General features: G+C 58.3%; 37 protein-coding genes. 30 read left to right on the forward strand and 7 right to left on the reverse strand.

Annotation, left to right across the window (positions count from 1 at the left end; all coding sequences use genetic code 11):
* Positions 1–324: 324 nt before the first annotated feature.
* From rpsJ to ACS3QZ_RS17595, 4 genes are read left to right on the forward strand one after another with little or no spacing between them, the layout of a single operon-like run.
* Positions 325–633 (forward strand): 30S ribosomal protein S10, encoded by a 309-nt coding sequence (gene rpsJ, locus ACS3QZ_RS17580; RefSeq protein WP_093094483.1) that lies wholly within the window; start codon positions 325–327, stop codon positions 631–633.
* A gap of 14 nt (positions 634–647) precedes the next feature.
* A complete protein-coding gene (gene rplC / locus ACS3QZ_RS17585) occupies positions 648–1373 on the forward strand; it encodes a 50S ribosomal protein L3 (protein WP_093094484.1) in 726 nt (241 codons plus the stop codon).
* Positions 1370–1987, forward strand: a complete 618-nt coding sequence (gene rplD / locus ACS3QZ_RS17590; protein WP_456038992.1) for a 50S ribosomal protein L4 — start codon at positions 1370–1372, stop codon at positions 1985–1987. Before rplC ends, rplD begins: the two co-directional genes overlap by 4 nt.
* Positions 1984–2280, forward strand: coding sequence for a 50S ribosomal protein L23 (locus ACS3QZ_RS17595; protein WP_093094486.1), 297 nt, complete (start codon positions 1984–1986; stop codon positions 2278–2280). The genes rplD and ACS3QZ_RS17595 overlap by 4 nt, the downstream gene beginning before the upstream one ends.
* A gap of 96 nt (positions 2281–2376) precedes the next feature.
* Here ACS3QZ_RS17595 and ACS3QZ_RS17600 read toward each other — a convergent pair whose 3' ends face one another.
* Entirely contained in the window at positions 2377–2691 is a 315-nt protein-coding gene (locus tag ACS3QZ_RS17600; RefSeq protein WP_093094487.1) for a phasin family protein, read from the reverse strand.
* 486 nt (positions 2692–3177) lie between these two features.
* Here ACS3QZ_RS17600 and rplB point away from each other — a divergent pair, with 486 nt between their 5' ends.
* The 8 genes from rplB to ACS3QZ_RS17640 all read left to right on the forward strand — a co-directional run bounded on the left by rplB (position 3178) and on the right by ACS3QZ_RS17640 (position 7657).
* The gene (gene rplB / locus ACS3QZ_RS17605) at positions 3178–4020 is read left to right on the forward strand and encodes a 50S ribosomal protein L2 (protein WP_093094489.1); all 843 of its coding nucleotides are present in this window, start codon (positions 3178–3180) and stop codon (positions 4018–4020) included.
* Positions 4021–4023: 3 nt separating this feature from the next.
* Entirely contained in the window at positions 4024–4302 is a 279-nt protein-coding gene (gene rpsS, locus ACS3QZ_RS17610) for a 30S ribosomal protein S19 (RefSeq protein ID WP_093094490.1), read from the forward strand.
* A 3-nt stretch (positions 4303–4305) separates the two neighbouring features.
* Complete coding sequence (gene rplV, locus ACS3QZ_RS17615; RefSeq protein WP_093094491.1) at positions 4306–4686, forward strand: 50S ribosomal protein L22; 381 nt, start codon at positions 4306–4308, stop codon at positions 4684–4686.
* Positions 4686–5393 carry a 30S ribosomal protein S3 gene (gene rpsC, locus ACS3QZ_RS17620; protein WP_093094492.1) on the forward strand — a complete coding sequence of 236 codons (708 nt, stop codon included), beginning with the start codon at positions 4686–4688 and terminating at the stop codon, positions 5391–5393. The genes rplV and rpsC overlap by 1 nt, the downstream gene beginning before the upstream one ends.
* A gap of 12 nt (positions 5394–5405) precedes the next feature.
* A complete protein-coding gene (rplP, locus tag ACS3QZ_RS17625; RefSeq protein WP_456038993.1) occupies positions 5406–5819 on the forward strand; it encodes a 50S ribosomal protein L16 in 414 nt (137 codons plus the stop codon).
* Between the two features lie 196 nt (positions 5820–6015).
* Positions 6016–6222: a hypothetical protein gene (locus ACS3QZ_RS17630; RefSeq protein ID WP_456038994.1), complete on the forward strand. Its 207-nt coding sequence runs from the start codon at positions 6016–6018 to the stop codon at positions 6220–6222.
* A gap of 60 nt (positions 6223–6282) precedes the next feature.
* Positions 6283–6903 (forward strand): 2OG-Fe(II) oxygenase family protein, encoded by a 621-nt coding sequence (locus ACS3QZ_RS17635; RefSeq protein ID WP_456038995.1) that lies wholly within the window; start codon positions 6283–6285, stop codon positions 6901–6903.
* Positions 6904–6967: 64 nt separating this feature from the next.
* Positions 6968–7657: a Crp/Fnr family transcriptional regulator gene (locus ACS3QZ_RS17640; RefSeq protein ID WP_456038996.1), complete on the forward strand. Its 690-nt coding sequence runs from the start codon at positions 6968–6970 to the stop codon at positions 7655–7657.
* Positions 7658–7679: 22 nt separating this feature from the next.
* Here the strand turns inward: ACS3QZ_RS17640 and ACS3QZ_RS17645 are convergent.
* Together ACS3QZ_RS17645 and ACS3QZ_RS17650 are read right to left on the reverse strand one after the other, a co-directional pair.
* Positions 7680–8437 (reverse strand): IS5 family transposase gene (locus tag ACS3QZ_RS17645; protein ID WP_456037200.1). Its coding sequence is split into 2 segments (ribosomal slippage): positions 7680–8119 and positions 8119–8437, totalling 759 coding nucleotides; the frame shifts between segments, so codons are not numbered across the junction.
* A 77-nt stretch (positions 8438–8514) separates the two neighbouring features.
* The gene (locus ACS3QZ_RS17650; RefSeq protein WP_456038997.1) at positions 8515–9456 is read right to left on the reverse strand and encodes a response regulator; all 942 of its coding nucleotides are present in this window, start codon (positions 9454–9456) and stop codon (positions 8515–8517) included.
* A 423-nt stretch (positions 9457–9879) separates the two neighbouring features.
* Between ACS3QZ_RS17650 and rpmC the strand changes: the two genes are divergently transcribed.
* From rpmC to ACS3QZ_RS17710, 12 genes are all read left to right on the forward strand, one after another.
* Positions 9880–10077: a 50S ribosomal protein L29 gene (rpmC, locus tag ACS3QZ_RS17655; RefSeq protein WP_093094499.1), complete on the forward strand. Its 198-nt coding sequence runs from the start codon at positions 9880–9882 to the stop codon at positions 10075–10077.
* Between the two features lie 14 nt (positions 10078–10091).
* Positions 10092–10322 carry a 30S ribosomal protein S17 gene (gene rpsQ / locus ACS3QZ_RS17660; RefSeq protein ID WP_093094500.1) on the forward strand — a complete coding sequence of 77 codons (231 nt, stop codon included), beginning with the start codon at positions 10092–10094 and terminating at the stop codon, positions 10320–10322.
* A gap of 100 nt (positions 10323–10422) precedes the next feature.
* Entirely contained in the window at positions 10423–10791 is a 369-nt protein-coding gene (rplN, locus tag ACS3QZ_RS17665; RefSeq protein ID WP_005621870.1) for a 50S ribosomal protein L14, read from the forward strand.
* 1 nt (position 10792) lies between these two features.
* Complete coding sequence (gene rplX, locus ACS3QZ_RS17670; RefSeq protein ID WP_093094501.1) at positions 10793–11104, forward strand: 50S ribosomal protein L24; 312 nt, start codon at positions 10793–10795, stop codon at positions 11102–11104.
* Positions 11097–11657 carry a 50S ribosomal protein L5 gene (gene rplE, locus ACS3QZ_RS17675; RefSeq protein WP_456038998.1) on the forward strand — a complete coding sequence of 187 codons (561 nt, stop codon included), beginning with the start codon at positions 11097–11099 and terminating at the stop codon, positions 11655–11657. Before rplX ends, rplE begins: the two co-directional genes overlap by 8 nt.
* 18 nt (positions 11658–11675) lie before the next feature.
* Positions 11676–11981, forward strand: coding sequence for a 30S ribosomal protein S14 (gene rpsN, locus ACS3QZ_RS17680; RefSeq protein ID WP_005621844.1), 306 nt, complete (start codon positions 11676–11678; stop codon positions 11979–11981).
* A 12-nt stretch (positions 11982–11993) separates the two neighbouring features.
* A complete protein-coding gene (rpsH, locus tag ACS3QZ_RS17685) occupies positions 11994–12383 on the forward strand; it encodes a 30S ribosomal protein S8 (protein WP_093094503.1) in 390 nt (129 codons plus the stop codon).
* Between the two features lie 10 nt (positions 12384–12393).
* Positions 12394–12927, forward strand: a complete 534-nt coding sequence (rplF, locus tag ACS3QZ_RS17690; protein WP_093094504.1) for a 50S ribosomal protein L6 — start codon at positions 12394–12396, stop codon at positions 12925–12927.
* Positions 12928–12938: 11 nt separating this feature from the next.
* Entirely contained in the window at positions 12939–13298 is a 360-nt protein-coding gene (gene rplR / locus ACS3QZ_RS17695; protein ID WP_456038999.1) for a 50S ribosomal protein L18, read from the forward strand.
* A gap of 105 nt (positions 13299–13403) precedes the next feature.
* Positions 13404–13973: a 30S ribosomal protein S5 gene (gene rpsE / locus ACS3QZ_RS17700; RefSeq protein ID WP_093094506.1), complete on the forward strand. Its 570-nt coding sequence runs from the start codon at positions 13404–13406 to the stop codon at positions 13971–13973.
* Positions 13974–13985: 12 nt separating this feature from the next.
* Entirely contained in the window at positions 13986–14174 is a 189-nt protein-coding gene (rpmD, locus tag ACS3QZ_RS17705) for a 50S ribosomal protein L30 (RefSeq protein WP_093094507.1), read from the forward strand.
* 234 nt (positions 14175–14408) lie between these two features.
* Positions 14409–14618: a DUF1127 domain-containing protein gene (locus ACS3QZ_RS17710; protein WP_456039000.1), complete on the forward strand. Its 210-nt coding sequence runs from the start codon at positions 14409–14411 to the stop codon at positions 14616–14618.
* Positions 14619–14640: 22 nt separating this feature from the next.
* Here ACS3QZ_RS17710 and ACS3QZ_RS17715 read toward each other — a convergent pair whose 3' ends face one another.
* Positions 14641–15819, reverse strand: coding sequence for an adenylate/guanylate cyclase domain-containing protein (locus ACS3QZ_RS17715; protein ID WP_456039001.1), 1179 nt, complete (start codon positions 15817–15819; stop codon positions 14641–14643).
* Positions 15820–16005: 186 nt separating this feature from the next.
* On the opposite strand from ACS3QZ_RS17715, the gene rplO reads away from it, so the two are divergent.
* From rplO to ACS3QZ_RS17735, 4 genes are all read left to right on the forward strand, one after another.
* Positions 16006–16479 (forward strand): 50S ribosomal protein L15, encoded by a 474-nt coding sequence (rplO, locus tag ACS3QZ_RS17720; RefSeq protein ID WP_456039002.1) that lies wholly within the window; start codon positions 16006–16008, stop codon positions 16477–16479.
* Between the two features lie 107 nt (positions 16480–16586).
* Positions 16587–17948 (forward strand): preprotein translocase subunit SecY, encoded by a 1362-nt coding sequence (gene secY, locus ACS3QZ_RS17725; RefSeq protein ID WP_093094511.1) that lies wholly within the window; start codon positions 16587–16589, stop codon positions 17946–17948.
* Positions 17945–18520, forward strand: a complete 576-nt coding sequence (locus ACS3QZ_RS17730) for an adenylate kinase (RefSeq protein WP_456039003.1) — start codon at positions 17945–17947, stop codon at positions 18518–18520. Before secY ends, ACS3QZ_RS17730 begins: the two co-directional genes overlap by 4 nt.
* Positions 18520–18720, forward strand: a complete 201-nt coding sequence (locus ACS3QZ_RS17735; protein WP_456039004.1) for a hypothetical protein — start codon at positions 18520–18522, stop codon at positions 18718–18720. The genes ACS3QZ_RS17730 and ACS3QZ_RS17735 overlap by 1 nt, the downstream gene beginning before the upstream one ends.
* 76 nt (positions 18721–18796) lie before the next feature.
* Here ACS3QZ_RS17735 and ACS3QZ_RS17740 read toward each other — a convergent pair whose 3' ends face one another.
* Both ACS3QZ_RS17740 and ACS3QZ_RS17745 read right to left on the reverse strand, forming a co-directional pair.
* Positions 18797–20437 carry a BCCT family transporter gene (locus ACS3QZ_RS17740; protein ID WP_456039005.1) on the reverse strand — a complete coding sequence of 547 codons (1641 nt, stop codon included), beginning with the start codon at positions 20435–20437 and terminating at the stop codon, positions 18797–18799.
* A gap of 60 nt (positions 20438–20497) precedes the next feature.
* The gene (locus tag ACS3QZ_RS17745) at positions 20498–20911 is read right to left on the reverse strand and encodes a universal stress protein (RefSeq protein ID WP_456039006.1); all 414 of its coding nucleotides are present in this window, start codon (positions 20909–20911) and stop codon (positions 20498–20500) included.
* 192 nt (positions 20912–21103) lie between these two features.
* On the opposite strand from ACS3QZ_RS17745, the gene ACS3QZ_RS17750 reads away from it, so the two are divergent.
* Positions 21104–21861, forward strand: a protein-coding gene (locus ACS3QZ_RS17750; RefSeq protein ID WP_456036452.1) for an IS5 family transposase whose coding sequence is annotated in 2 segments (ribosomal slippage) — positions 21104–21425 and positions 21425–21861 — 759 coding nt in all. Because the reading frame shifts where the segments join, the coding sequence is not laid out codon by codon here.
* 118 nt (positions 21862–21979) lie between these two features.
* Here ACS3QZ_RS17750 and ACS3QZ_RS17755 read toward each other — a convergent pair.
* Positions 21980–23269, reverse strand: coding sequence for a hypothetical protein (locus ACS3QZ_RS17755; protein ID WP_456039007.1), 1290 nt, complete (start codon positions 23267–23269; stop codon positions 21980–21982).
* 417 nt (positions 23270–23686) lie between these two features.
* Between ACS3QZ_RS17755 and rpsM the strand changes: the two genes are divergently transcribed.
* Positions 23687–24055, forward strand: coding sequence for a 30S ribosomal protein S13 (rpsM, locus tag ACS3QZ_RS17760; RefSeq protein WP_093094517.1), 369 nt, complete (start codon positions 23687–23689; stop codon positions 24053–24055).
* The last annotated feature ends 7 nt before the right edge of the window (positions 24056–24062 follow it).

Here is a 24062-nt window from a genome sequence, read left to right on the forward strand (position 1 = left end):
CCAGCCCACGCGCCATCGCGCGCGCGGTGTCTTTGCCGTGTAAATGGGAAAGCGGGGGGGCGATTCCAAGGGGAGTTCCGGTGCTTCAGCCGATAGTCGCCGATGCCATGCGCGATGGCCCGCGCAGGGAGGGGGACTCAAGAGGGCCGGACACATGACGGTCACGGAAATAACCCTTGCCCCCTGCACCAATCCCAACTATACGGCGCGGGTTCTCAAGGAGAACTTGGCGGCGGGGTGATTCCCGCCGTTTGGGTTCGATGAGGGTTTGCGGTGGTCGCAGGTCCTCCTCTCAACTCCAACGCCTATGAAAAGGCTGACGTAATGCAAAGTCAAAACATTCGCATTCGGCTGAAGGCTTTCGATTACCGTGTTCTGGATGCCAGCACACAGGAAATCGTGAACACGGCAAAGCGCACCGGCGCGACCGTCCGTGGCCCGATCCCGCTTCCGAACAAAATCGAGAAGTTCACCGTTCTGCGTGGTCCCCACGTTGACAAGAAATCCCGCGATCAGTTCGAGATCCGTACGCACAAGCGTCTTCTCGACATCGTTGATCCGACTCCCCAGACCGTGGACGCGCTGATGAAGCTCGACCTCGCGGCTGGTGTTGACGTCCAGATCTCGGTCTAAGGAGGGTATCAAGGATGCGCTCTGGAATTATCGCAAAGAAAGTGGGCATGACCCGCTTGTTCATGGAAGACGGCAAGCAGATCCCTGTGACCGTTCTTCATCTGGATGGCCTTCAGGTCGTCGCACAGCGGACAGTTGAAAAAGACGGTTACACCGCCGTTCAGCTGGGCGCCGGTTCGGCCAAAGCCAAACGCACCTCGCAAGCCATGCGCGGCCACTTTGCAGCTGCAAAGGTTGAGCCCAAGCGTAAGCTGGTCGAGTTCCGCGTCGAAGAAGATGGCCTGATTGAAGTGGGCGCCGAAATCACGGCGGAGCACTTCCTGGAAGGTCAGAAAGTGGACGTTTCGGGCACCTCGATCGGTAAAGGTTTTGCCGGTGCCATGAAGCGCTGGAACTTTGGCGGTCTGCGTGCGTCGCACGGTGTTTCGATCAGCCACCGTTCGCACGGTTCGACCGGTCAGTGTCAGGACCCCGGCAAGGTGTTCAAAGGCAAGAAAATGGCCGGCCACATGGGTGCTGCCCGCGTGACCACCCAGAACCTCGAAGTCGTCAAAACCGACGCCGATCGTGGTCTGGTGTTCATCAAAGGCGCCGTTCCCGGTTCCAAAGGTGGCTGGGTCACCGTCAAGGACGCCGTGAAGAAAAAAGCGCCCGAAGGTCTGCCGTTCCCGGCAGCCGTGAAGGCAGCTGCAACCGAAGCACCGGCGGAAGAAGCTCCCGCGGAAGGTGGTGAAGCATGAAACTTGATGTGATCAAACTGGACGGCGGTAAAGCCGGCGACATCGAGCTGAGCGAAGACCTGTTCGGTCTGGAGCCGCGCGCGGACATCCTGCACCGTGTGGTGCGCTGGCAGCGCAACAACGCGCAAGCCGGTACTCACAAGGTCAAGACCCGCTCGGAAACCAGCTACTCGACCAAGAAGATCTATCGCCAGAAGGGCACCGGCGGCGCACGCCACGGTGACCGTAACGCGCCGATCTTCCGTAAAGGTGGTATCTACAAGGGCCCGACGCCGCGTTCGCACGGCCACGACCTGCCGAAGAAATTCCGCAAGCTTGGTCTGCGTCACGCACTGTCCGCCAAGGCGAAAGCCGGCGAACTGGTCGTGATCGACGCTGCAGAAGCCGAAGGCAAGACCGCCGCACTGGCCAAGCAGGTTGCAAACCTGGGCTGGAAGCGCGCGTTGATCATCGACGGTGCGTCGGTGAACGAAGGTTTCGCCAAGGCAGCCAAGAACATCGAAGGTCTGGATATCCTGCCGACGATGGGCGCAAACGTCTATGACATCCTCAAGCGTGACACGCTGGTGATCACCAAGGCGGGTGTCGAAGCACTGGAGGCTCGACTGAAATGAGCGCGAAGGCAGAACATTACGATGTGATCCGCAAGCCGATCATCACCGAGAAATCGACCATGGCGTCCGAAAACGGCGCGGTTGTTTTTGAAGTGGCAATCGACTCGAACAAACCCCAGATCAAAGAGGCCGTTGAGGCTCTGTTTGGTGTGAAGGTCAAAGCGGTCAACACCACCATCACCAAGGGTAAGGTCAAGCGTTTCCGCGGCCAGCTGGGCAAGCGTAAAGACGTGAAAAAAGCCTATGTGACCCTCGAAGAAGGCAACACGATCGACGTGACCACCGGTCTCTGATCGTGCCGGGGTGAGAGCCCCGTGCCGGAAGAAAAAAGAAGCCCCTCGGTTCGCGCCGAGGGGCTTTTTGTTTCGTGGGGCGTTGCGTCTCTTGCCTCAGAGAGGCACGTCGTCATAGGAGCGCGCCGTCCCGGTCGAGGACATGAGCGTCAGCATCCGCGTGGCTTCGTCGGTATAGTCCTTCATGGCATCCTGAAAGAACTCGGTCTGCAGCTGCAGCAGCTCTGCCGGGGATTTGCAGGACAACATCGCCTTTTGCGTTTCCATGTCCTTTTGCAGGCGCTCTGTCATGAAGCGAACGCTTTCGGCCATGATGTCCTGCCAGACCTTGGCGGCGGCCGGGTTGAAGGCGGCCATCGGGTCGAAAGCGGCTTTTTCGGCGGTTTTGGTGTCTTTGGATTTTGTGGCCATCTTGGGGTCTCCTTGTGAGGCATGGGTCCGGGACGGGATTATGCGCGATTCTAGCAAGATTGACGTAGGGGGACTTTGATATGGATCGTGTTTAGGCTTTGGGGATCGGGTTCATGGCGCGGTGGGCAAGCTGCGGAGATTGAAAAGACGGGGTCCGACCCGGCTTTGATGCAGGGCAGAGGCCGTAGGGTGCGTGATTTCACGCACCTCGAGGAACCGGTCACGGGGCGGTGCGTGAGATCACGCACCCTACGTTGAAAAGAAAACCGCGCGCTCCACTTGCCAGCCACCCCCGCCCCTGCTAAAGACCCTCATCTTCTCGGCCTCAGATTCGTTCTGGGGCCGGTTGTTATTTAGTCGGGCACCTACGGGGGCCTATACCACTGGCACCTTAGTAGTGAGTTTTTTCCAAGAAAACTTGCGGGCGGGGGCCTCAAACATAGCCAGGGGACCACCTCTGGTACTGTAAAACGGAAGACAGAAAGCATGGCACTCAAGTCGTATAAGCCGACGACGCCGGGCCAGCGCGGGCTGGTGCTGATCGACCGTTCGGAGCTTTGGAAAGGACGTCCTGTCAAAGCCCTCACCGAGGGTTTGACCAAGTCGGGCGGCCGGAACAACACCGGACGGATTACATCGCGTCGTCGCGGTGGTGGGGCAAAACGCCTTTACCGGATTGTTGACTTCAAACGGAACAAATTTGATGTGGCGGCCACCGTCGAACGGATCGAATACGACCCGAACCGGACCGCATTCATCGCCCTGGTCAAATACGAAGACGGCGAGCAGGCTTATATCCTCGCTCCGCAACGTCTGGCGGTTGGTGACCAGGTGATCGCGTCGGCCAAGGCCGACATCAAGCCGGGCAACGCAATGCCGTTCTCGGGCATGCCGATCGGTACCATCATCCACAACATCGAACTGAAACCCGGCAAGGGTGGTCAGATCGCACGTGCCGCAGGTACGTACGCACAGTTCGTTGGTCGTGACGGTGGCTACGCCCAGATCCGCCTGAGCTCGGGCGAACTACGCCTGGTGCGCCAGGAATGCATGGCAACCGTTGGTGCCGTGTCGAACCCCGACAACTCGAACCAGAACTACGGTAAAGCCGGTCGTATGCGCCACAAAGGCAAGCGTCCGTCGGTCCGTGGTGTGGTTATGAACCCGATCGATCACCCCCATGGTGGTGGTGAAGGCCGGACCTCGGGTGGTCGTCACCCGGTTTCGCCCTGGGGTAAGCCGACCAAGGGTGCCCGCACCCGCAACAAGAACAAAGCGTCGCAAAAGCTTATCATTCGCTCGCGTCACGCCAAGAAGAAGGGGCGTTAATATATGTCTCGCTCTGTATGGAAAGGCCCCTTTGTCGATGCTTACGTGCTGAAAAAAGCCGAAGCAGCGCGCGAGTCGGGTCGCAACGAAGTTATCAAGATCTGGTCGCGCCGCTCGACGATCCTGCCCCAGTTCGTGGGTTTGACGTTTGGCGTTTACAACGGCCAGAAGCACGTTCCCGTGCTGATTACCGAGGACATGATCGGTCAGAAATTCGGTGAGTATTCGCCGACCCGTACCTACTACGGGCATGCTGCCGACAAGAAAGCGAAGCGGAAGTAAGTCATGGGCAAGGCAAAGAACCCCCGCCGCGTGGCTGACAACGAAGCAATGGCCAAAGTCCGTATGCTTCGCACGAGCCCGCAGAAACTGAACCTGGTGGCCGCGATGATCCGTGGCAAGAAAGTTGAGAAGGCGCTGACCGACCTGACTTTCTCGAACAAGCGGATCGCGCAGGATGTGAAGAAATGTCTTCAGTCCGCAATCGCCAACGCCGAGAACAACCACAACCTGGACGTCGACGAGTTGATCGTTGCCGAAGCCTATGTGGGCAAGAACCTGGTCATGAAGCGCGGTCGTCCGCGTGCCCGTGGCCGTTTCGGCAAGATCATGAAGCCGTTCTCGGAACTCACCATCACGGTGCGCCAAGTTGAGGAGCAAGCCTAATGGGTCAGAAAGTCAATCCGATCGGCATGCGCCTTCAGGTCAACCGCACCTGGGACAGCCGCTGGTACGCAGATACCAAGGACTACGGCGATCTTCTTCTGGAAGACCTGAAAATCCGTGAGTTCATCAAGAAAGAGTGCAAGCAAGCTGGTGTTGCACGTGTGATCATCGAGCGTCCGCACAAGAAGTGCCGCGTCACGATCCACACTGCACGTCCCGGCGTCATCATCGGCAAGAAAGGCGCAGACATTGAAACCCTGCGCAAGAAAATTGCCGCGATGACCGACTCGGAACTGCACCTCAACATCGTTGAGGTTCGCAAGCCCGAGCTGGACGCACAGCTGGTTGGCGAGTCGATCGCTCAGCAGCTGGAACGCCGTGTCTCGTTCCGCCGCGCGATGAAGCGTGCCGTACAGAACGCCATGCGCATGGGCGCCCTGGGTATCCGGGTGAACGTTGCTGGCCGTCTGGGTGGTGCCGAAATCGCACGGACCGAATGGTACCGTGAAGGCCGTGTGCCGCTGCACACTCTGCGCGCCGACATCGATTACGCCGCATCCGAAGCGATGACCCCCTATGGGATCATCGGGATCAAGGTCTGGATCTTCAAAGGTGAGATCATGGAGCACGATCCGTCGGCACGCGACCGTAAAGCACAGGAACTCCAGGATGGCCCTGCACCTCGCGGTGCTGGCGGTCGTCGCTAAGGAGGAAAAGAGATGCTTCAACCAAAGCGTACTAAATTCCGCAAGATGCACAAAGGCCGGATCAAGGGCCTTGCAAAAGGCGGTTCGGACCTCAACTTCGGTTCTTACGGCCTGAAAGCCACCACGCCCGAGCGCGTGACAGCTCGTCAGATCGAAGCTGCACGTCGTGCCATGACGCGTCACATGAAACGTCAGGGTCGTGTTTGGATCCGTATCTTCCCCGACACTCCGGTCACCTCGAAGCCGACCGAAGTTCGTATGGGTAAAGGTAAGGGTTCGGTTGATTATTGGGCATGCAAGGTCAAACCCGGCCGCGTGATGTTCGAAATCGACGGCGTATCCGACGAAATCGCCCGTGAGGCCCTGCGTCTGGCGGCGATGAAACTGCCGATCAAGACCCGTGTCGTGGTTCGTGAAGACTGGTAAGCCGGCGAACGGGTGATCCCGTTCTCGTCCAAAAATCTGAGCCCCTGCCATGAAAATGGCGGGGGTTTTCCCGTATAAGGGGTGCGGGATTCTGATAGGGCGCGTCTGGGTAGCAGAATGCGGGTATTTGCGTGAAAATCGGCGCAGATGCATTCGGTCTGTGATAGACTGCGCACAGTTTTGTTTTGGAGGCCTCATGCGCGTAGAAAGCCACCGCATCAGTGTACGTTACATTCTTGATCATTACCCGGATTGCCCACAGCGGGACATGGCGCTCAATATTTTGAGAAAAGGCAATGTCGATCTCGCGGAAGCCTGGCTTGACGCTCTGGACGAGATGATTGCCAAGGGGCAGTCGGCCTTAGCCGCTGACGACACACAGGTCCGGCGCAGCGCCGGATAAGGAAAACAAGGGAAAAAGTGCCCCCTCGCATCGGGGGCTGGGCTGGGCTATGACACCAGAATGGCCCAGATCGAATCTCTCTTTGTGACCCGACTTTACCGCGCCAAGCTCTCGGAATATGGCAAGCCCGTTGATCCGGAAGAGCTTGAGGCGTCCTGTTACTCCATCGCCGAAGATGACGAGGCCGGGCAGGCCTGGTGCGAGGAAAACGGATATCCGGGATACACCTCTTATGCGTCGCTGACGGACCTGGCGTGGCGGTTCCCGATCTTTGCCGATATTGTCGAGGCGCTGGACCGGCATGTTGCGGCTTTTGCCGAGGACCTTGAGTTTGATCTCGATGGGCGGGAGCTGAAGCTTGAAGACCTGTGGATCAATATCCTGCCTGAAGGTGGCACGCACAGTTCGCACCTGCATCCCCATTCGGTGATCTCGGGCACGACCTATGTGTCGATGCCGGGCGGTGCCAGTGCGCTGAAGCTCGAAGACCCGCGTTCGGGCCGCATGATGGCGGCGCCGGTTCGCAAGAAAGACGCGCGGCGCGATCTGCAGCCGTTCATCTATGTGAAGCCGGAGGTCGGGGACGTCCTGCTTTGGGAAAGCTGGCTGCGCCACGAGGTGCCCATCAACATGGCCGAGGACGAGCGGATTTCGGTGAGCTTCAACTACAGATGGGAGTAGCTTTGCGTTTCGCACCGGTTCAGGCACAGTATTGCCGTCGGGTTCATGTAGCGAAGTTCAAGGGATGCTCTCTGTAGACACAAGTTTCATCACCGAAGGCTGGGCGGGGCATTTGTCCTACCTGCTTCTGGTGTTGTCCATGCTCATGCGGCGGATGCTGTGGCTTCGGATTTTCGTGATTGCCTCGGCTCTTGCAGGAATCGCATTTGACTATTTCTGGCTGAACAACCCGGTAGGGGTATTCTGGCAATCGCTGCTTGTGATCGTTAACCTGGCTGAATTGGCGATCCTCTGGCGGAATGATCGGAGAGCCGTGTTCTCGGAAGAGGAAAACAGTTTCCGCGCGCAGTTTCTCTTGGCGATGTCTCCGGGGCAGGCACGCCGGTTTCTTGATCTGGGCCGATGGGAGGATTTGCCGGAAGGGCGGGTTCTGACGGTCGAGGGGGTTCAGCCTGAATTCCTGTGTTACCTGTCGGACGGCGAAGTGGCCGTCCACACCGACGGACGGTTGGTGCGTGTCGTCGGCGGCGGGCATTTCATTGGAGAGATGTCCCTGATTGGGGAAGAGGTTGCCGCGGCGACAGTGATCCTGCAAACGCCGGCACGGGTCTGGCGGATCGAGCGGGCCAAGGTCGTGCGCTTGCGCCAGACGAACCACGCGACGATGGCGGTTCTGGAAGCCGCATTTGCGCGCGACATGCGCGCGAAGCTTATGTTTCAGAACGCCCGGCCGGAGAGTGACTCTTCGGCCTGACAGGCGTTTTTAGGGTCAGGACTCATAGCCAGAAAATGACGAGTGCCGCCAGCGCGATGGCTGACAGGAATACCTTTGGGGATCTGTCGTAACGGGTCGCGACCCGCCGCCAATCCTTGAGCCTGCCGAACATGATTTCTATGCGGTTGCGCCGTTTGTAGCGGCGCTTGTCGTACTTCACCGTTTTCTTCCGCTGTTTTCGACCGGGGATGCAGGCGCGTATCCCTTTGTCTTTCAAAGCTTCTCTGAACCAATCGGCGTCGTAACCACGATCTCCGAGCAGCCAATCTACTTTTGGCAGGCTGCCAACGAGAACCCGTGCGCCGGTGTAATCACTGACCTGACCGGCTGTCACAAAGAGGTTCAGAGGACGTCCTTGGCTGTCGCAAATGGCGTGCAGCTTTGTGTTCATGCCGCCCTTGGTGCGCCCAATCAGACGCCCACGCCCCCCTTTTTCACACCCAGACTGGACGCCGTGCGATGAGCCTTCAGATAGGTGGCGTCGATCATGACCGTTTTCTCTTCACCATGATCAGCAGCCAAACCAATCAGCATCTCGGCGAAGATGCCCTTGTCGCTCCAACGCTTCCAGCGATTGTAGAGTGTCTTGTGCGGGCCGTATTCCTTGGGAGCATCACGCCATCGTAACCCGTTGCGATTGATGAAGATAATGCCGCTCAGCACCCGGCGATCATCCACACGAGGTTTGCCATGGGACTTGGGGAAGAAGGGCTCAAGGCGCGCCATCTGCGCGTCGCTCAACCAGAAAAGATCAGACATGTTTACCGCTCGTTTTTCGAGTCGTGAATCATGCCGCTAACCGGAAATCAATGGGTCCTGACCCTAGCAACCGGCCGTCAACCCGTGCCAGTATGCGCGGCGAGTTTCAGATCGCGCGTAATCCGTTCGATAAAATCAACCTGGCGCCTTGGAGACACGAACGCGCGTTTGGAAACCTCGAACAGTTCGAACATGACCAGCACGGGCGTACCATCCCGGTAAACAAGGCCGACTTCCTCGATCTGATTACGAATGTCGGTTGAATGATCCTCGATCAGCCCGGCATGACGGCCGGTGATCGCGATGCCGAAGATACCGCCACCAAAATAGGCGATCATGGGGGCATGGTGACGCATCGCATCCGAGATGCATTCAGCAATATCGGTGATCTGATCGCAGAACTCATGCGACGTGCATCTTTCATAGATGTCGACGATATTCGTAACCGTCAGGATTTCCAGCCGCGTTCGGCTGAACTCCAGCCGTCCCATCTGGGCGAGGTAGTTTTCAAAAGCATGAACGCGCAGAACGCCATCCACATCATTGATGGGCAGTGCGTCTTCGAGCGCAAGTTTGGGAAGGCCGCCATGGTTCGTATCCTCGGCGGCATGGGCTACGGCATTCCTGTCCAGTTGTTCGGCCTGGAACGACGCCCTTTCCGCGAGGCTGATCCTGAGCTTGATATCCTCGAATTGGAACGGTTTGGTTATGTAATCGGTGGCTCCGGCGGCAAAGGCGGCATCAACGTGCGATTTGCCCGACATGGCTGTAACCATGATGATCGGAGTAAAATGGTATTCGGGCATGGACCGGATCGTCGCACAGAGTTCGACCCCGGTCATGATGGGCATCTGGATGTCCAGCAAAAAGAGGGAATAGGGCCGGGAAGCTGTTTCCAGCAACTCGAGAGCGTCAGCGCCGGAGGTGGCGGAATCAATGTCCTGATATCCAAATGCTTCGAGAGAAGCTGACAGGATGGACAGGATATCCGGATCATCGTCGACGATTAGTATTTTCATAAATCCTCTCCTATATGCGCGGCGGGGCCGGGCGAAATACCTATGGCAGCATTGCAATCTAATCGAGCAGAAGCACTACAACAGCAGAGAAAGTTTACGGTTGGTTAACTCTCGCATAAATTGCATTGAAGACAAAGTTGTTTTTTTGTCAAGAACAGTAATGTGGTTCTTATGGTATTGTGTGCGTTGCCAGATCAGTCAGCTTGACATCGATCTGCAAATGCGCGGCTTGGGCGTTACTTCCATGCACTAAGGGCTTTTTTTCAAGGCCCCTTGCCAACCCCACCCGTGACCCGTATAGAGCGCCATCTCACGGATTCCCGTTTCGACGGGATTCGTGTGTTTGTCATTTGTCCATCAGGTGCAAGGTCACCCCTCACATAACCCAGGGGGCCTTCTGATGTATGAGAAAGGAAGAGGCGCATGAACGCCAAAGAACTGCGTGAAAAAACGCCGGATCAGCTTCGTGAAGAGCTGGCCAATCTGAAAAAGGAAAGCTTCAACCTGCGTTTCCAGGCCGCCACCGGCGCGCTCGAGAACCCGGCGCAGATCCGCAAGGCGCGTCGCAACGCGGCCCGCGTGAAGACGATCCTGAACGAAAAAGCAAAAGCAGCCGAGTAAGAGGAGCCGAATAGATGCCCAAACGTATCCTGCAAGGCACCGTGACCTCGGACGCCAACGCCCAGACCATTACCGTGTCGGTCGAACGTCGCTTCACCCACCCGGTTCTGAAGAAGACCATTCGTAAGTCCAAGAAATACCGGGCTCACGATGAGAACAACGCCTACAAAGTAGGGGATTCTGTTCGCATTATCGAATGCGCACCGCGTTCGAAAACCAAACGCTGGGAAGTTCTGGAAGCCTAAGAGTCTCTTCACAGAGGCTCCTGGCGACTAGACTTAACAGTTAGTCGAAACCCTGGGGGCAACGCCACGCATCGGCGCCCCAAAGGTCGGGAGAAACCACATGATCCAGATGCAAACCAACCTGGATGTTGCTGACAACAGCGGCGCGCGCCGTGTTCAGTGCATCAAGGTTCTGGGTGGTTCCAAGCGTAAATACGCATCCGTGGGCGACATCATCGTCGTCTCGGTCAAGGAAGCCATTCCGCGTGGTCGCGTTAAGAAAGGTGACGTCCGCAAGGCCGTTGTCGTACGCACCGCTAAAGAAGTCCGTCGTGAAGATGGCACCGCGATCCGCTTCGATCGCAACGCAGCCGTTATTCTGAACAACAACAACGAGCCGGTTGGTACCCGTATCTTTGGCCCGGTTGTTCGTGAGCTGCGCGCCAAGAACTTCATGAAGATCATCTCGCTCGCGCCGGAGGTGCTGTAAGATGGCTGCTAAGCTGAAAAAAGGCGACAAGGTCGTCGTTCTGGCCGGTAAGGACAAGGGCAAGGAAGGCACCATTGCTTCCGTTGACCCGAAAGCCGGCAAAGCTGTTGTGGACGGCATCAACATCGCCATCCGCCACACCCGCCAGACCCAGACCGCACAGGGCGGCCGCCTGCCCAAGGCCATGCCGATCGACCTGTCGAACCTGGCAATCCTGGACGCAAACGGCAAACCGACCCGCGTTGGCTTCCGCATGGAAGGCGACAAGAAGGTCCGCTTTGCCAAGACCACGGGGGACGTGATTGATGCTTGATAACACCGACTACACCCCGCGTCTCAAGGCCGCGTACAAAGACTCCATCCGTGCCGCTCTGAAAGAAGAGTTCGGCTACAAGAACGACATGCAGATCCCGCGTCTGGAAAAAATCGTTCTGAACATCGGTTGTGGTCGCGCGGCTGTCAAAGACAGCAAGAAAGCCAAGTCCGCCCAGGCAGACCTGACCCTGATCGCTGGTCAGAAAGCTCTGACCACCGTGGCAAAGAACTCGATCGCAGGCTTCCGCGTACGCGAAGGCATGCCGATGGGTGCCAAGGTGACGCTGCGTGGCGACCGTATGTACGAATTCCTCGATCGTCTGATCACCGTTGCGATGCCGCGTATCCGCGACTTCCGTGGTGTGAAGCCGAGCTTTGATGGCCGCGGCAACTTTGCCACCGGTCTGAAAGAGCACATCGTGTTCCCCGAGATCGATTTCGACAAGGTCGATGAGAACTGGGGCATGGATATCGTGATCGCCACCACCGCTGAAACCGACGCCGAAGCCAAGAGCCTGTTGAAGCACTTCAACATGCCCTTCAACGCGTGATCGGGAAGGAAAAGAGACATGGCTAAAAAAGCAATGATCGAACGCGAGAAGAAGCGCGAGCGTCTGGTGGCGAAATACGCAGCCAAGCGCGCCGAGCTGAAAGAAATCGCGAATGACGAAAGCCGCCCGATGGAAGAGCGTTTCAAAGCGCGTCTGAAACTGGCGAAACTGCCGCGCAACTCGTCGGCAACCCGTCTGCACAACCGCTGCCAGCTGACCGGCCGCCCCCACGCTTACTATCGTAAGCTGAAGGTATCGCGGATCGCTCTGCGGGAACTGGGCTCGAATGGCCAGATCCCCGGCATGGTGAAATCGAGCTGGTAAGGAGAGAACGATATGAACGATCCTATCGGTGATATGCTGACCCGTATCCGCAACGGCCAACTGCGTGGCAAGTCGACCGTGTCGACCCCCGCATCGAAACTGCGCGGCTGGGTTCTGGATGTTCTGGCCGACGAAGGCTACATCCGCGGCTACGAAAAGTCTGAAGAGAACGGCCACCCGGCGTTCGAAATCAGCCTGAAGTACTACGAAGGCGCTCCTGTCATTCGCGAACTGAAGCGGGTTTCGACCCCCGGCCGTCGCGTTTACATGAACGTCAATGACATCCCCGTTGTCCGTCAGGGCCTCGGCGTGTCGATTGTCTCCACCTCGAAAGGTGTGATGTCGGATGCAAGCGCACGCTCCAACAATGTTGGCGGCGAAGTGCTCTGCACGGTGTTCTAAGGAGAAGCAGATGTCTCGTATTGGTAAAAAACCGGTCGAGCTGCCCAGCGGCGTTACTGCCTCTGTCTCCGGCCAGACCATCGAAATCAAAGGTCCGAAGGACACCCAGTCGTTCACCGCAACTGACGATGTCACGATTGCAGTGGAAGACAATGTAGTGACCGTGACTCCGCGTGGCATGTCCAAGCGTGCACGTCAGCAATGGGGCATGTCGCGTACCATCGTTGCCAACATGGTAACCGGCTGCACCACCGGCTTCAAAAAAGAGCTGGAAATCCAGGGTGTTGGTTATCGCGCGCAGATGCAGGGCAATGTCCTGAAACTGTCGCTTGGCCTGTCGCATGACGTAAACTTCGAAGTGCCCGCGGGTATCACCGTGACCGCTCCGAAGCCGACCGAAATCATCATTGAGGGCACCGACTCTCAACTGGTGGGTCAGGTTGCAGCGAACATCCGCGAATGGCGTAAGCCCGAGCCCTACAAAGGCAAAGGTATCCGCTACAAAGGTGAATTTATCTTCCGCAAGGAAGGTAAGAAGAAGTAAGGACCAGACAGATGGCAAACAGCAAACGGACACTGTTCCTCAAGCGCCGCCTGCGCGTCCGGAACAAGCTTCGCAAGGTAAACTCGGGCAAGATGCGCTTGTCGGTACACCGTTCCAACAAGAACATCAGCGTTCAGCTGATCGACGACGTGAACGGCGTGACCCTGGCATCGGCATCTTCGCTGGAGAAGGATCTTGGCATTATCGGCAAGAACAACGTGGAGGCCGCCGCAAAGGTGGGCGCCGCGATTGCCGAGCGCGCCAAGAAAGCCGGCGTCGAAGAAGCATATTTCGACCGCGGCGGCTTCCTCTTCCACGGCAAGGTGAAGGCTCTGGCCGACGCCGCGCGTGAAGGTGGTCTGAAGATCTAAGATCTGTGGGGGACGTTCGCGTCCCCCCGATGATCCGGGGGTCATCCGACCCACCAGGATTGGACAAAACATGGCGCATTGCGCCAAGAATTTATGGAGTGCCTCATGGCAGAACGTGAAAACCGCCGGGGTCGTGGCCGCAACCGCGAAGAAGAAACCCCGGAATTCGCCGATCGTCTCGTTGCGATCAACCGTGTGTCGAAAACCGTGAAAGGTGGTAAGCGTTTTGGCTTTGCCGCACTCGTGGTTGTTGGCGACCAGAAGGGTCGTGTTGGTTTCGGCAAAGGTAAAGCGAAAGAGGTCCCCGAGGCCATCCGCAAAGCCACCGAACAAGCCAAGCGCCAGATGATCCGCGTGCCGCTGCGCGAAGGCCGCACCCTGCACCACGACATCGAAGGCCGTCACGGCGCCGGTAAAGTGGTCATGCGCACCGCGCCGGAAGGTACCGGGATCATCGCCGGTGGTCCGATGCGTGCCGTTTTCGAAATGCTGGGCGTCAAGGACGTTGTTTCGAAGTCGATCGGTTCGCAGAACCCCTACAACATGATCCGTGCCACCATCGACGGTCTGCAGAAAGAAAGCAGCCCCCGTCACGTGGCCGCACGCCGTGGCAAGAAGGTTGCCGACATCCTGCGCAAGGATGACGCACCGGCTGCCGAAGCCGCCGAAGCGTAAGGAGACAAGCACATGGCCAAAACCATCGTCGTCAAGCAGGTCGGTTCGCCGATCCGCCGTCCGCAGGACCAGCGCGCCACTCTGATCGGCCTGGGCCTGAACAAGATGAACCGCACCCGTGAGCTGGAGGATACGCCTTCGGTCCGCGGCATGATCAACAAGATCCCGCATCTGGTAGAGATCATCGAAGAAAAAGGCTAAGTCCTTTTCTGACGGTTTGAGAAATTGAGCGCCCCGCAGGACACTGCGGGGCGCTTTTCATTTCTCACAGTGTATTTGATTGCCTTGTTATGCGTTCGCTGCATGGCGGGCTTGCTCGGGTGATACTTGTTGCGCCCAAAAATCAGCCTTATCTGAGCCTCATCGCTGAAACAGCAATCAAACGCATCGGGTTGACAGAGGTTTGTCCCCGAACCGACCAAAAGGAAATTGACAATGGCTTATGCAAGCACTTCGCGTGCCTCCTCGGGCATTCTTGAAACCATCCGCTCTGCAATCGTGTCGCTGTTCAGCGGCTTTGCCCAGCGTTCGGTGTACAACCGCACCTATAACGAACTGTCGCGCCTCACGGATCGCGAGCTGGAAGACATCGGCCTGCACCGCTGCGATATCAAGGCGACCTGCACGGCGGTTGCGTATCGCTAAGTCGCTCGGACAAGACTATCTTTCAAACGCCCTCGGACATGTCCGGGGGCGTTTTGTTTTTGCCGGCGGTCGTTTCCGTAGCAAAAAAGACAGGGATCGGCGCGGGCACGCCTTTCACGGCGTATGGGCCCAGGCGATTGTCCAGAAGGCCAACCCGCCGCGCGAAGTCTTCTGACATGAGGATGGTCTGACCGGTTTCGGTGCAAAGGGCTTCGATACGGGCGGCAAGGTTGACGGCTTGTCCCATGACGGTGAAATCAAGCCGCCGCTCCGAGCCGATGTTGCCATAAAGAACGTCGCCAAGATGCAATCCGATGCCGAAGCGGAGATTCCGCGTCTGTTGTGACGAGGCATCCAGGGCGGCCTGCAAGGCCTTGTGTCCGGCATTGACCGGATTGTCGGTCACCGGAAAGATGGCGAGGACCCCATCCCCCATGAATTTCAGGATTTCGCCGCCATTGGCGCGTACGGCGGTATCAAGGAGGTCGAAATAGGCGTTGGCGATTGCGACGGTTTCCTCGACCGGCAGGTCTGTGTTCATCCGGGTCCAACCGCGAAGGTCACTGATCAGGATTGCCGCATCGAGATGATCGACATGCCCCCGCGTGATCTCGCCCCCAAGAACCCGTTTCGCTGTGCCGGGGCCAAGGTAAGATGTGGCCACCGCTTCGGACAGAACGGTCAGGCGCATCACCTCGACAAGTGGCGCGGTGGCGAGGGCGACGTCGCAGAATCCGCGAATATGGTCCGCGCTGAACCCGTCCGCCGCATCGGTGACAAAGATCATGATGCCGCTCAGGTGGTCGCCAAACCGAAGCGGCATGCCAAAATAGTCCGTTGCGCCGCGCGCGCGCAATTCGAGAAAAGCAAGGTGATCGCCAGACGTGATCGCCGTCAGATCCTGACGCACGGGCGCACGGGTTTGAATGATCCGGGCCATGGGGCTTCCGGCGTAAGCGCTGCGTTGTTCGAGGCCGTGCGGGCTTGCAAAAACATCGTTGGTGGCGGCGTCACGGTCCCAAATCGTGCTTACCGCAGTCATGAGCGGATGGACCGTCCGCATGGCCAGCCGGACGCGCAGAAGAGGCACGCCGTCCTCGGCAATCCGGTCGGCCAACGCCAGAGTCAAAGCTTCGAGATCAGGTATGTCGGGGCCGACGCTGAGAAGCCATTCGGTGATTTTGGCGTGATTCCAAGACATGGCCCAAGAATAGCCCATCAAGGGGCGGCGCGCATCGGCCCCGGTGAATTTCAGGGTGCTTGCATCGGTGAGCCGCCTCGTCTATACGCGCCCGGTGGCGTGCTGCGCCACAGAATCAACAAGCAAGAAAAGCCGTGTTTGACCCGCTTACGCTTCAGGGGTCAGTTCCGGCAAAGGAGAAGCGATATGAAACTGCACGAACTTCGTGACAATCCCGGCGCAACCAAGAAACGTATGCGTGTTGGCCGTGGCCCCGGCTCTGGCAAGGGTAAAATGGGTGGCCGAGGTATCAAGGGTCAGAAATCCCGTTCGGGTGTGGCAATCAATGGCTACGAGGGTGGCCAGATGCCGCTCTACCAGCGTCTGCCCAAGCGTGGCTTCAACAAGCCGAACCGCAAGAAATTTGCCGTTGTGAACCTGGGCCTGATCCAGAAATTCGTCGACGAAGGCAAGCTGAACGCCGGCGAAACCGTGACCGAAGAAGCGCTGGTGGCCTCGGGCCTCGTGCGCCGCGTTCTGGACGGTGTGCGCGTTCTGGCCAAGGGCGACGTGACCGCCAAGCTGAACATCGAAGTGACCGGTGCTTCCAAGTCGGCCGTTGCGGCTGTGGAAAAAGCAGGCGGCTCGCTGACGGTCAAAACCGCGCAAGCGGCTGAATAAGAGGTTGTGAGCGGGTTCGCATCCGCTTACATACCCTACCAAGTTTTCCTAACGCCGCCTGACCGGAAAACGGTTCTGGCGGCGTTTTCATTCTAAGAGAGATCCGCATGGTATCTGCAGCTGAACAAATGGCGGCCAACACGAGCTGGGCCGCGCTTGGAAAAGCAACCGACCTTCGCAATCGCATCCTTTTCACGCTGGGCCTGCTGATTGTCTATCGTCTGGGTACCTGGATTCCGGTGCCGGGCATTGACGGTCTCGCGCTGCGCGAGTTCATGGAAGGCGCGGCTGCGGGTCTCGGGGGCATCCTGTCGATGTTCACCGGGGGCGCACTGGGCCGGATGGGTATCTTTGCCCTCGGCATCATGCCTTATATCTCGGCCTCGATCATCGTTCAGCTTCTTGGCTCTATGGTGCCTGCGCTTGAGCAGCTCAAGAAAGAGGGCGAGCAGGGCCGCAAGAAGATGAACCAGTACACCCGCTACGGCACGGTGGCACTGGCAACGCTGCAGGCCTATGGCCTTGCGGTCAGCCTGGAGGCCGGTGAGCTTGTCACCGATCCGGGCATGTTCTTCCGCTTCTCATGTCTTGTGACGCTGGTCGGGGGCACCATGTTCCTGATGTGGCTGGGCGAGCAGATCACCGCACGCGGCATCGGTAACGGTATTTCGCTCATCATCTTCGTTGGTATCGTTGCAGAATTGCCTGCCGCGCTGGGTCAGTTCCTTGCCTCGGGGCGCTCGGGCGCGATCAGCCCGGCAGTAATTATCGGTGTGATTGTCATGGTTGTGGCCGTGATTGCCTTTGTGGTGTTCATGGAGCGCGCGCTGCGCAAGATCCACATCCAGTATCCGCGCCGTCAGGTGGGCATGAAAGTCTATGACGGTGGCTCGAGCCATCTTCCCGTCAAGGTCAACCCGGCAGGTGTGATCCCGGCTATCTTCGCCAGCTCGCTTCTGCTGCTGCCGACAACGATCTCGACCTTCTCGGGGGCGCAGACCGGCCCCATCATGTCGACGCTTCTGGCCTATTTCGGTCCCGGCCAGCCGCTGTACCTGTTGTTCTTCGTGGCGATGATCGTGTTCTTCGCCTACTTCTACACCTTCAATGTCAGCTTCAAACCCGACGAGGTGGCGGACAACCTGAAGAACCAGAACGGCTTTGTGCCCGGCATCCGCCCCGGCAAGCGCACTGCGGACTACCTTGAATACGTGGTTAACCGCATTCTGGTGCTTGGCGCGGCCTATCTTGCGGCAGTTTGTCTCCTTCCGGAGATTCTGCGTGGTCAGTTTGCGGTTCCGTTCTATTTTGGCGGGACGTCGGTTCTGATTGTGGTCTCGGTGACGATGGACACCATTCAGCAGGTTCAGAGCCATCTTCTGGCCCATCAGTACGAAGGGCTGATCGAGAAATCGCAGCTGCGCGGAAAAAGCAAGAAGCGTGGCAAGAAGGGAGCTGCTCGTCGATGAACATCATTCTGCTTGGCCCGCCCGGTGCCGGTAAAGGTACACAGGCCGCGTTTCTGGTCGAAGATCGTAACATGATCCAGTTGAGCACTGGAGACATGCTGCGCGAAGCCAAGAGCAGCGGCTCGGAAATGGGCAAGCGCGTTGCCGAGGTCATGGACAAAGGCGAGCTGGTCACGGACGAGATCGTGATCGGCCTGATCCGTGAGAAACTGGAAGGCGACAAGAAGGGTGGTTTCATCTTTGACGGGTTCCCGCGCACCTTGGCACAGGCTGATGCGCTGGGGGCGTTGCTGGACGAGATGGGTGAGACACTGGACGTTGTGATCGAGATGCAGGTCAATGACGACGTTCTGGTCGATCGCATCGTGAACCGCGCCAAGGAAGCCATCGCGGCCGGTGGTACGGCGCGTGCGGATGACAACGAGGAAAGCCTCAAAGTGCGCCTGATGGCGTACTACAAGCAGACCTCGCCGCTGATCGGGTATTACCATGCCAAGGGCAATCTCAAGGGCGTTGACGGTCTGGGCGAGATTGCCGAAGTCAAGGCCAGCATCGCGGGCGTGCTCGGTTGATGACCGACGACATCGGGAAACACTCAAAGAGCGGCTTGGGAAAGCGGCTCTTTTTCATTTTTGGCGGCATTGGCCTCCTGTGCCTGATCGGGCTCTTGGTGTTTGGCCATTACTTCAGAGAGTATGCATACCGCTGTATTGATGTGACGGCGGATACCTACATTCAGGATGACGCGGAACGCGCAGCCGAATGTGGCTGATTTCGCAAACCCGTAGTGGATGAAAAAGGGCCCCGGCGCGATGCGCGGGGCCCTTTTCCTTTTCCGGTCGCCTCGTCTAGTGGTGCTTGCGCTCGGCCTTGAGACCGCGCCAGATTGACCAGCACATCAGCAACAGGACCAGCGTGAAGGGCAGGCCGGTGGAGATCACCATGGCCTGAAGCGAGGCAAGGCCGCCCCCGATCAGGAGGGCAATGGCGACGGCGCCTTCGAAGATGCACCAGAACACGCGCTGGGGCACCGGGGCGTCGACCTTGCCGCCGGCGGTGATCGTGTCGATCACCAGCGAGCCGGAGTCCGAGGAGGTCACGAAGAAGACCACGACAAGGATGATCCCGATGAAGCTGGTGATGCCTGCGAGGGGCAGTTCGGCCAGCATCTCGAACAGTTTCAGCTCGAGAGGGGCGTCCTTGACGGCCGTGACACCGTCATTGATGAACTGGGTGATCGCGGTGCCGCCAAAGACAGACATCCAGAGCACGCAGACAAAGGTTGGAATAAGCAGTACGCAGATGATGAATTCGCGCACGGTGCGACCCCGGCTGACGCGGGCGATGAACATGCCGACGAAAGGGGACCAAGAAATCCACCACGCCCAGTAGAAGGCGGTCCAGCCCTGGCTGTAGTTGGCGTCTTCGCGGCCGAACGGGATCGACAGCGGCACGAGGTTGGCAAAGTAGGATACGATGCTGTCCCAGAAGAGCGCGAGAAGGGCTGCGGTGGGCCCGACGATCAGCACGAAGATCAGAAGCAGGAAAGCCAGCCCCATGTTGATCTCGGACAGGACCTTGACCCCGCCATCCAGTCCACGGACCACCGACACCAGCGCGATGGCGGTGATCCCGGTGATCAGCAACACTTCGGATGTTGTGCCAACCGGCAGGCCGAACAGGAGATTGAGCCCGGCATTGGCCTGCGTCGCGCCGTAACCAAGCGAGGTGGCCAGGCCAAACAGCGTGGCGAACACCGCCAGAATGTCGATGATATGCCCGGTCCAGCCCCAGACCCGTTCACCGAAGATCGGATAGAAGGCTGAACGGATCGTCAGCGGCAAGCCCTTGTTATAGGTAAAGAGCGCCAGCGCCAGGGCGACAACCGCGTACATGCCCCAGGGGTGCAAGCCCCAGTGGTAGATGGTTGCGGCCATGCCGAGCGAGACCGACGCGGCCTGATCGCCCGCAGCAGCACCAAGCGGCGCCCAGTCGGTGCGCACGCCGCCTTCCTCGGAGATGCCGCCGAGGGAGGTGGCGAAATGGCTCATCGGTTCGGATACGCCATAGAACATCAGGCCGATGCCCATGCCGGCGGCAAAGAGCATCGCGAACCACCCCGGATAACTATAATCCGGCTTTGCTTCTGCCCCGCCAAGGCGGATCTTGCCAAAGGGGCTGATGATCAGGAACAGGCAGAAAATGACAAAGATGTTGCCCGCGCCAAGGAAGAACCAGTCAAAATTGCTGGTCAGCCATGGGCGCAGCGCGCCAAAGATGGATTCCGCCTGTTCCGGCAAGGCCAGCGCGTAAAACACGAAGGCGACGATGGAAAGCCCGGAAATCAGGAAGACCGGGTTGTGAATGTCGAGCCCGAACGGACCCACCTGGGTTTCGATATTGTCCTGACCAATCTCGTATTGGGTATCGATCAGTTCGGACGCCCCTTCCGGGTTCGGTATCCCCTGATCGTTGCTGGTATCGGCCATGGGTGGCCTCCTCTCATAGGGTATGGATGAATGGAAATGTCTGTTTCCGCCGGGGCGCGATCAGCGCACAACGAGCACCGAGACCTTGGCGTGCCCGGCAATTGTGCCGCCATTCGAAGGCCAGACGTAATCGGTGAGGTTGGGAATATGGCTTGCCATGACCACCAGGTCCGCCCCGGTATCCGAGACCGCCTTGAGCAGGGTTGGATCCAGATCAATGGCCGGATCGTGGCTGGTGACGGCGTGCGCGCCGGTGGAAATGCCACGCGCGGCCCCTTCTTCCTTTGCAAACGCGTCGAGTTTCGCTGCGAATTCCTCTGGCGTGTGGGCCACCGATCCGGGCGTGTTCGCCGTCACCGCGACATAAGTCACACGCGCCCCGTAAAGTTTGGCAATATCCGCGGCACATTTGAGCGCCCTGTCCAGTCGCCCGACATGGGCAAGATCGACTGGGACCATGATGTGTTCAAACACAACTTCTCCCCTTTTTTATTAGCGCGTGGCGCTTTGGGGCCGGATCCGACGTTGGGGTCGGGTCTTTCCCGATGCCCGCGCGCGTTTTACGTGCATTGGCCCATAAGCGGACCAATGAAACTACCCTAGGGTCAGGACCCATTGATTTCCGGTTGGCGGCATGATTCACGACTCGAAAAACGAGCGGTAAACATGTCTGATCTTTTCTGGTTGAGCGACGCGCAGATGGCGCGCCTTGAGCCCTTCTTCCCCAAGTCCCATGGCAAACCTCGTGTGGATGATCGCCGGGTGCTGAGCGGCATTATCTTCATCAATCGCAACGGGTTACGATGGCGTGATGCTCCCAAGGAATACGGCCCGCACAAGACACTCTACAATCGCTGGAAGCGTTGGAGCGACAAGGGCATCTTCGCCGAGATGCTGATTGGTTTGGCTGCTGATCATGGTGAAGAGAAAACGGTCATGATCGACGCCACCTATCTGAAGGCTCATCGCACGGCGTCCAGTCTGGGCGTGAAAAAGGGGGGCGTGGGCGTCTGATTGGGCGCACCAAGGGCGGCATGAACACAAAGCTGCACGCCATTTGCGACAGCCAAGGACGTCCTCTGAACCTCTTTGTGACAGCCGGTCAGGTCAGTGATTACACCGGCGCACGGGTTCTCGTTGGCAGCCTGCCAAAAGTAGATTGGCTGCTCGGAGATCGTGGTTACGACGCCGATTGGTTCAGAGAAGCTTTGAAAGACAAAGGGATACGCGCCTGCATCCCCGGTCGAAAACAGCGGAAGAAAACGGTGAAGTACGACAAGCGCCGCTACAAACGGCGCAACCGCATAGAAATCATGTTCGGCAGGCTCAAGGATTGGCGGCGGGTCGCGACCCGTTACGACAGATCCCCAAAGGTATTCCTGTCAGCCATCGCGCTGGCGGCACTCGTCATTTTCTGGCTATGAGTCCTGACCCTAGCGTCGAATTTGCACAGAAAACAGGCAGACCCGGCACTTTGCTTCCATATTGCGACGTGCAAGGGGCGGGGCCGTCGGAGCGAACCGGTGCGCCGCGTGCCGGAGGTTATTTGACGAGGGCCTTGAGCGTGTTTTTAACGAGTCGGGGGACAAAGATGTGCTCGCGGTCCTTGAGGTATGTCTTGGAGAGAAGATCAAAGACATCGCGCGACAAGATCACCGGGAGGTACTGATCGCGCGCGCGAGAGACGATCTGGTGCTCGGTTTCGAAGTCCGAGATGTCATAGCCCACGGTCAGCGTGCCATCGCGGGTCGGCGTGTATCCCAATAGCGAAAGCCGGTGGTAGAAGCTGGCACTGTATTTTTGAACGCCCTGAGCCGATGCCCGGAAGTGGATCTGGCGCCCGTCGGCAATCTCGATGATCCGCTGCAGGACGATGTCCGTCGGATCGGCGATGATGACGTCGTCGTATTCCTGCCCGATGCTGCGCAGGCTGACGTCATCATTGAAATCGCTGAGCTCGCCTTCCCGGCTGGCGGTCATGAAACAGCTGGACTGTTCCTGATCCCCGACAATGACAATGCGCTTGGGCGCATATCCAAGCTCCTGTTCGTAAGAACGGATACGGCGGACAGCGATTTCGACGCGATGCGGGGGCATGTCGTAATCCTGGGGTCCCGGGAGGAACAATTGATCGTCCTTGACCGGGAACAGAACATATTCGCCCGCCTCGGAAGTGTTGATCTGGTCGAGCACCCGCTCAAATCCCGCATCACCCTCGGCGGGGGCGAACTTGCCCCAGAGCGGCGTATAGGCGGGGCGCACGGATGACAGGGTCAAGCCAATCATCGGATCGTCGAGGGTCAGGCTTTTGCCAACCTGATCGCCATCTCCGACAAACAGCAGCGAAAATCCCGGTGCAAAGGAATACCGGGCGGTTCCGGCTTCGATCTGGCTGCGAAGCTTTTCCTGTGCGCCTTCGACATGGTCCTTCCAGTTGTTCTTGTTGATGCGGCGCCAGAGTTGCCGCAGACCAACCACGCCAAAAGAGTAGATGATGATATTGGGCACATGATACATCAGGTGCTGCTTCTTGACCGGCTTGCCGATCAACCCCCAGACATAATCAAGAGCCTTGGCCAGCCGCTCTGGTAAAAGAAAGAAACCCGGCAGAACCTCGATCAGCCATTCGCCGACCTCTGGAAAAATCACGAGGACCGACGCGAAGAAGAGCGATATCCAAGCCGCAACCCGCAGCATGAACTTGCCGAATGTCGATGTTTCCGGAAAGCTGTGATCGAGAAACGATGTGACCTGATCTGCCGCGATACGGTCGCCGTTGCGGACCTGTCCGGCAAGCTTGATGAGGGTTTTCTTGGTAAGGGGAGCTTCCATGGCGGTCGGTATGTTCCGGGTCATATCTGCGGAGGCAGAGCTGGCAAAAAAATGTTTCAATAACCGTAATTCTCGGGACCCGTGATAATGAACCGGGTTCGGGCCCGCTTTGGTAATGTTGGCGGGGATCGGCCGCAAGTGCAAGGGCCGGGTTGACCGGCGGGGCAGGGGGCGTAAAAGAGCCCCGGACCCGATGCCCGTTACGTCATGGGAAGTTTGTCGCCCGCACCCTCTTGACGTATTGGGAAAAACCCCATATCGACCCCCATCCCTTCGGGGAATCGTTTTTGCGGACAGGATTCGTCTGTCTGCAGACCACCTCGTAAATGCTGGACCTGCCGGCGGTTCTCGCCAGGGTCAAGTGTTGTGAAAAAAGGTTCCGGGGTTACGGAACCGCAACAAAAAGGAAAGTGACACGTGGCACGTATTGCCGGCGTAAACATCCCGACCCACAAACGGGTCCCGATCGCCCTGACTTATATCACTGGTATTGGCCCCGCATCGGCCAAAGAAATCTGCGCCTCGGTGAACATCGACGAAACCCGTCGTGTGAACGAACTGAGCGACGCGGAAGTTCTGGCCATCCGTGAGCACATCGACGCCACCTACACCGTTGAAGGTGACCTGCGTCGTGAAGTGCAGATGAACATCAAGCGTCTGATGGACCTTGGCTGCTACCGTGGCCTGCGTCATCGCCGCAACCTGCCTGTCCGCGGTCAGCGCACGCACACCAACGCGCGCACCCGTAAAGGCCCCGCCAAGCCGATCGCCGGCAAGAAGAAGTAAGGAGGGT

The sequence above is a fragment of the Shimia sp. W99 genome, from assembly GCF_053851455.3.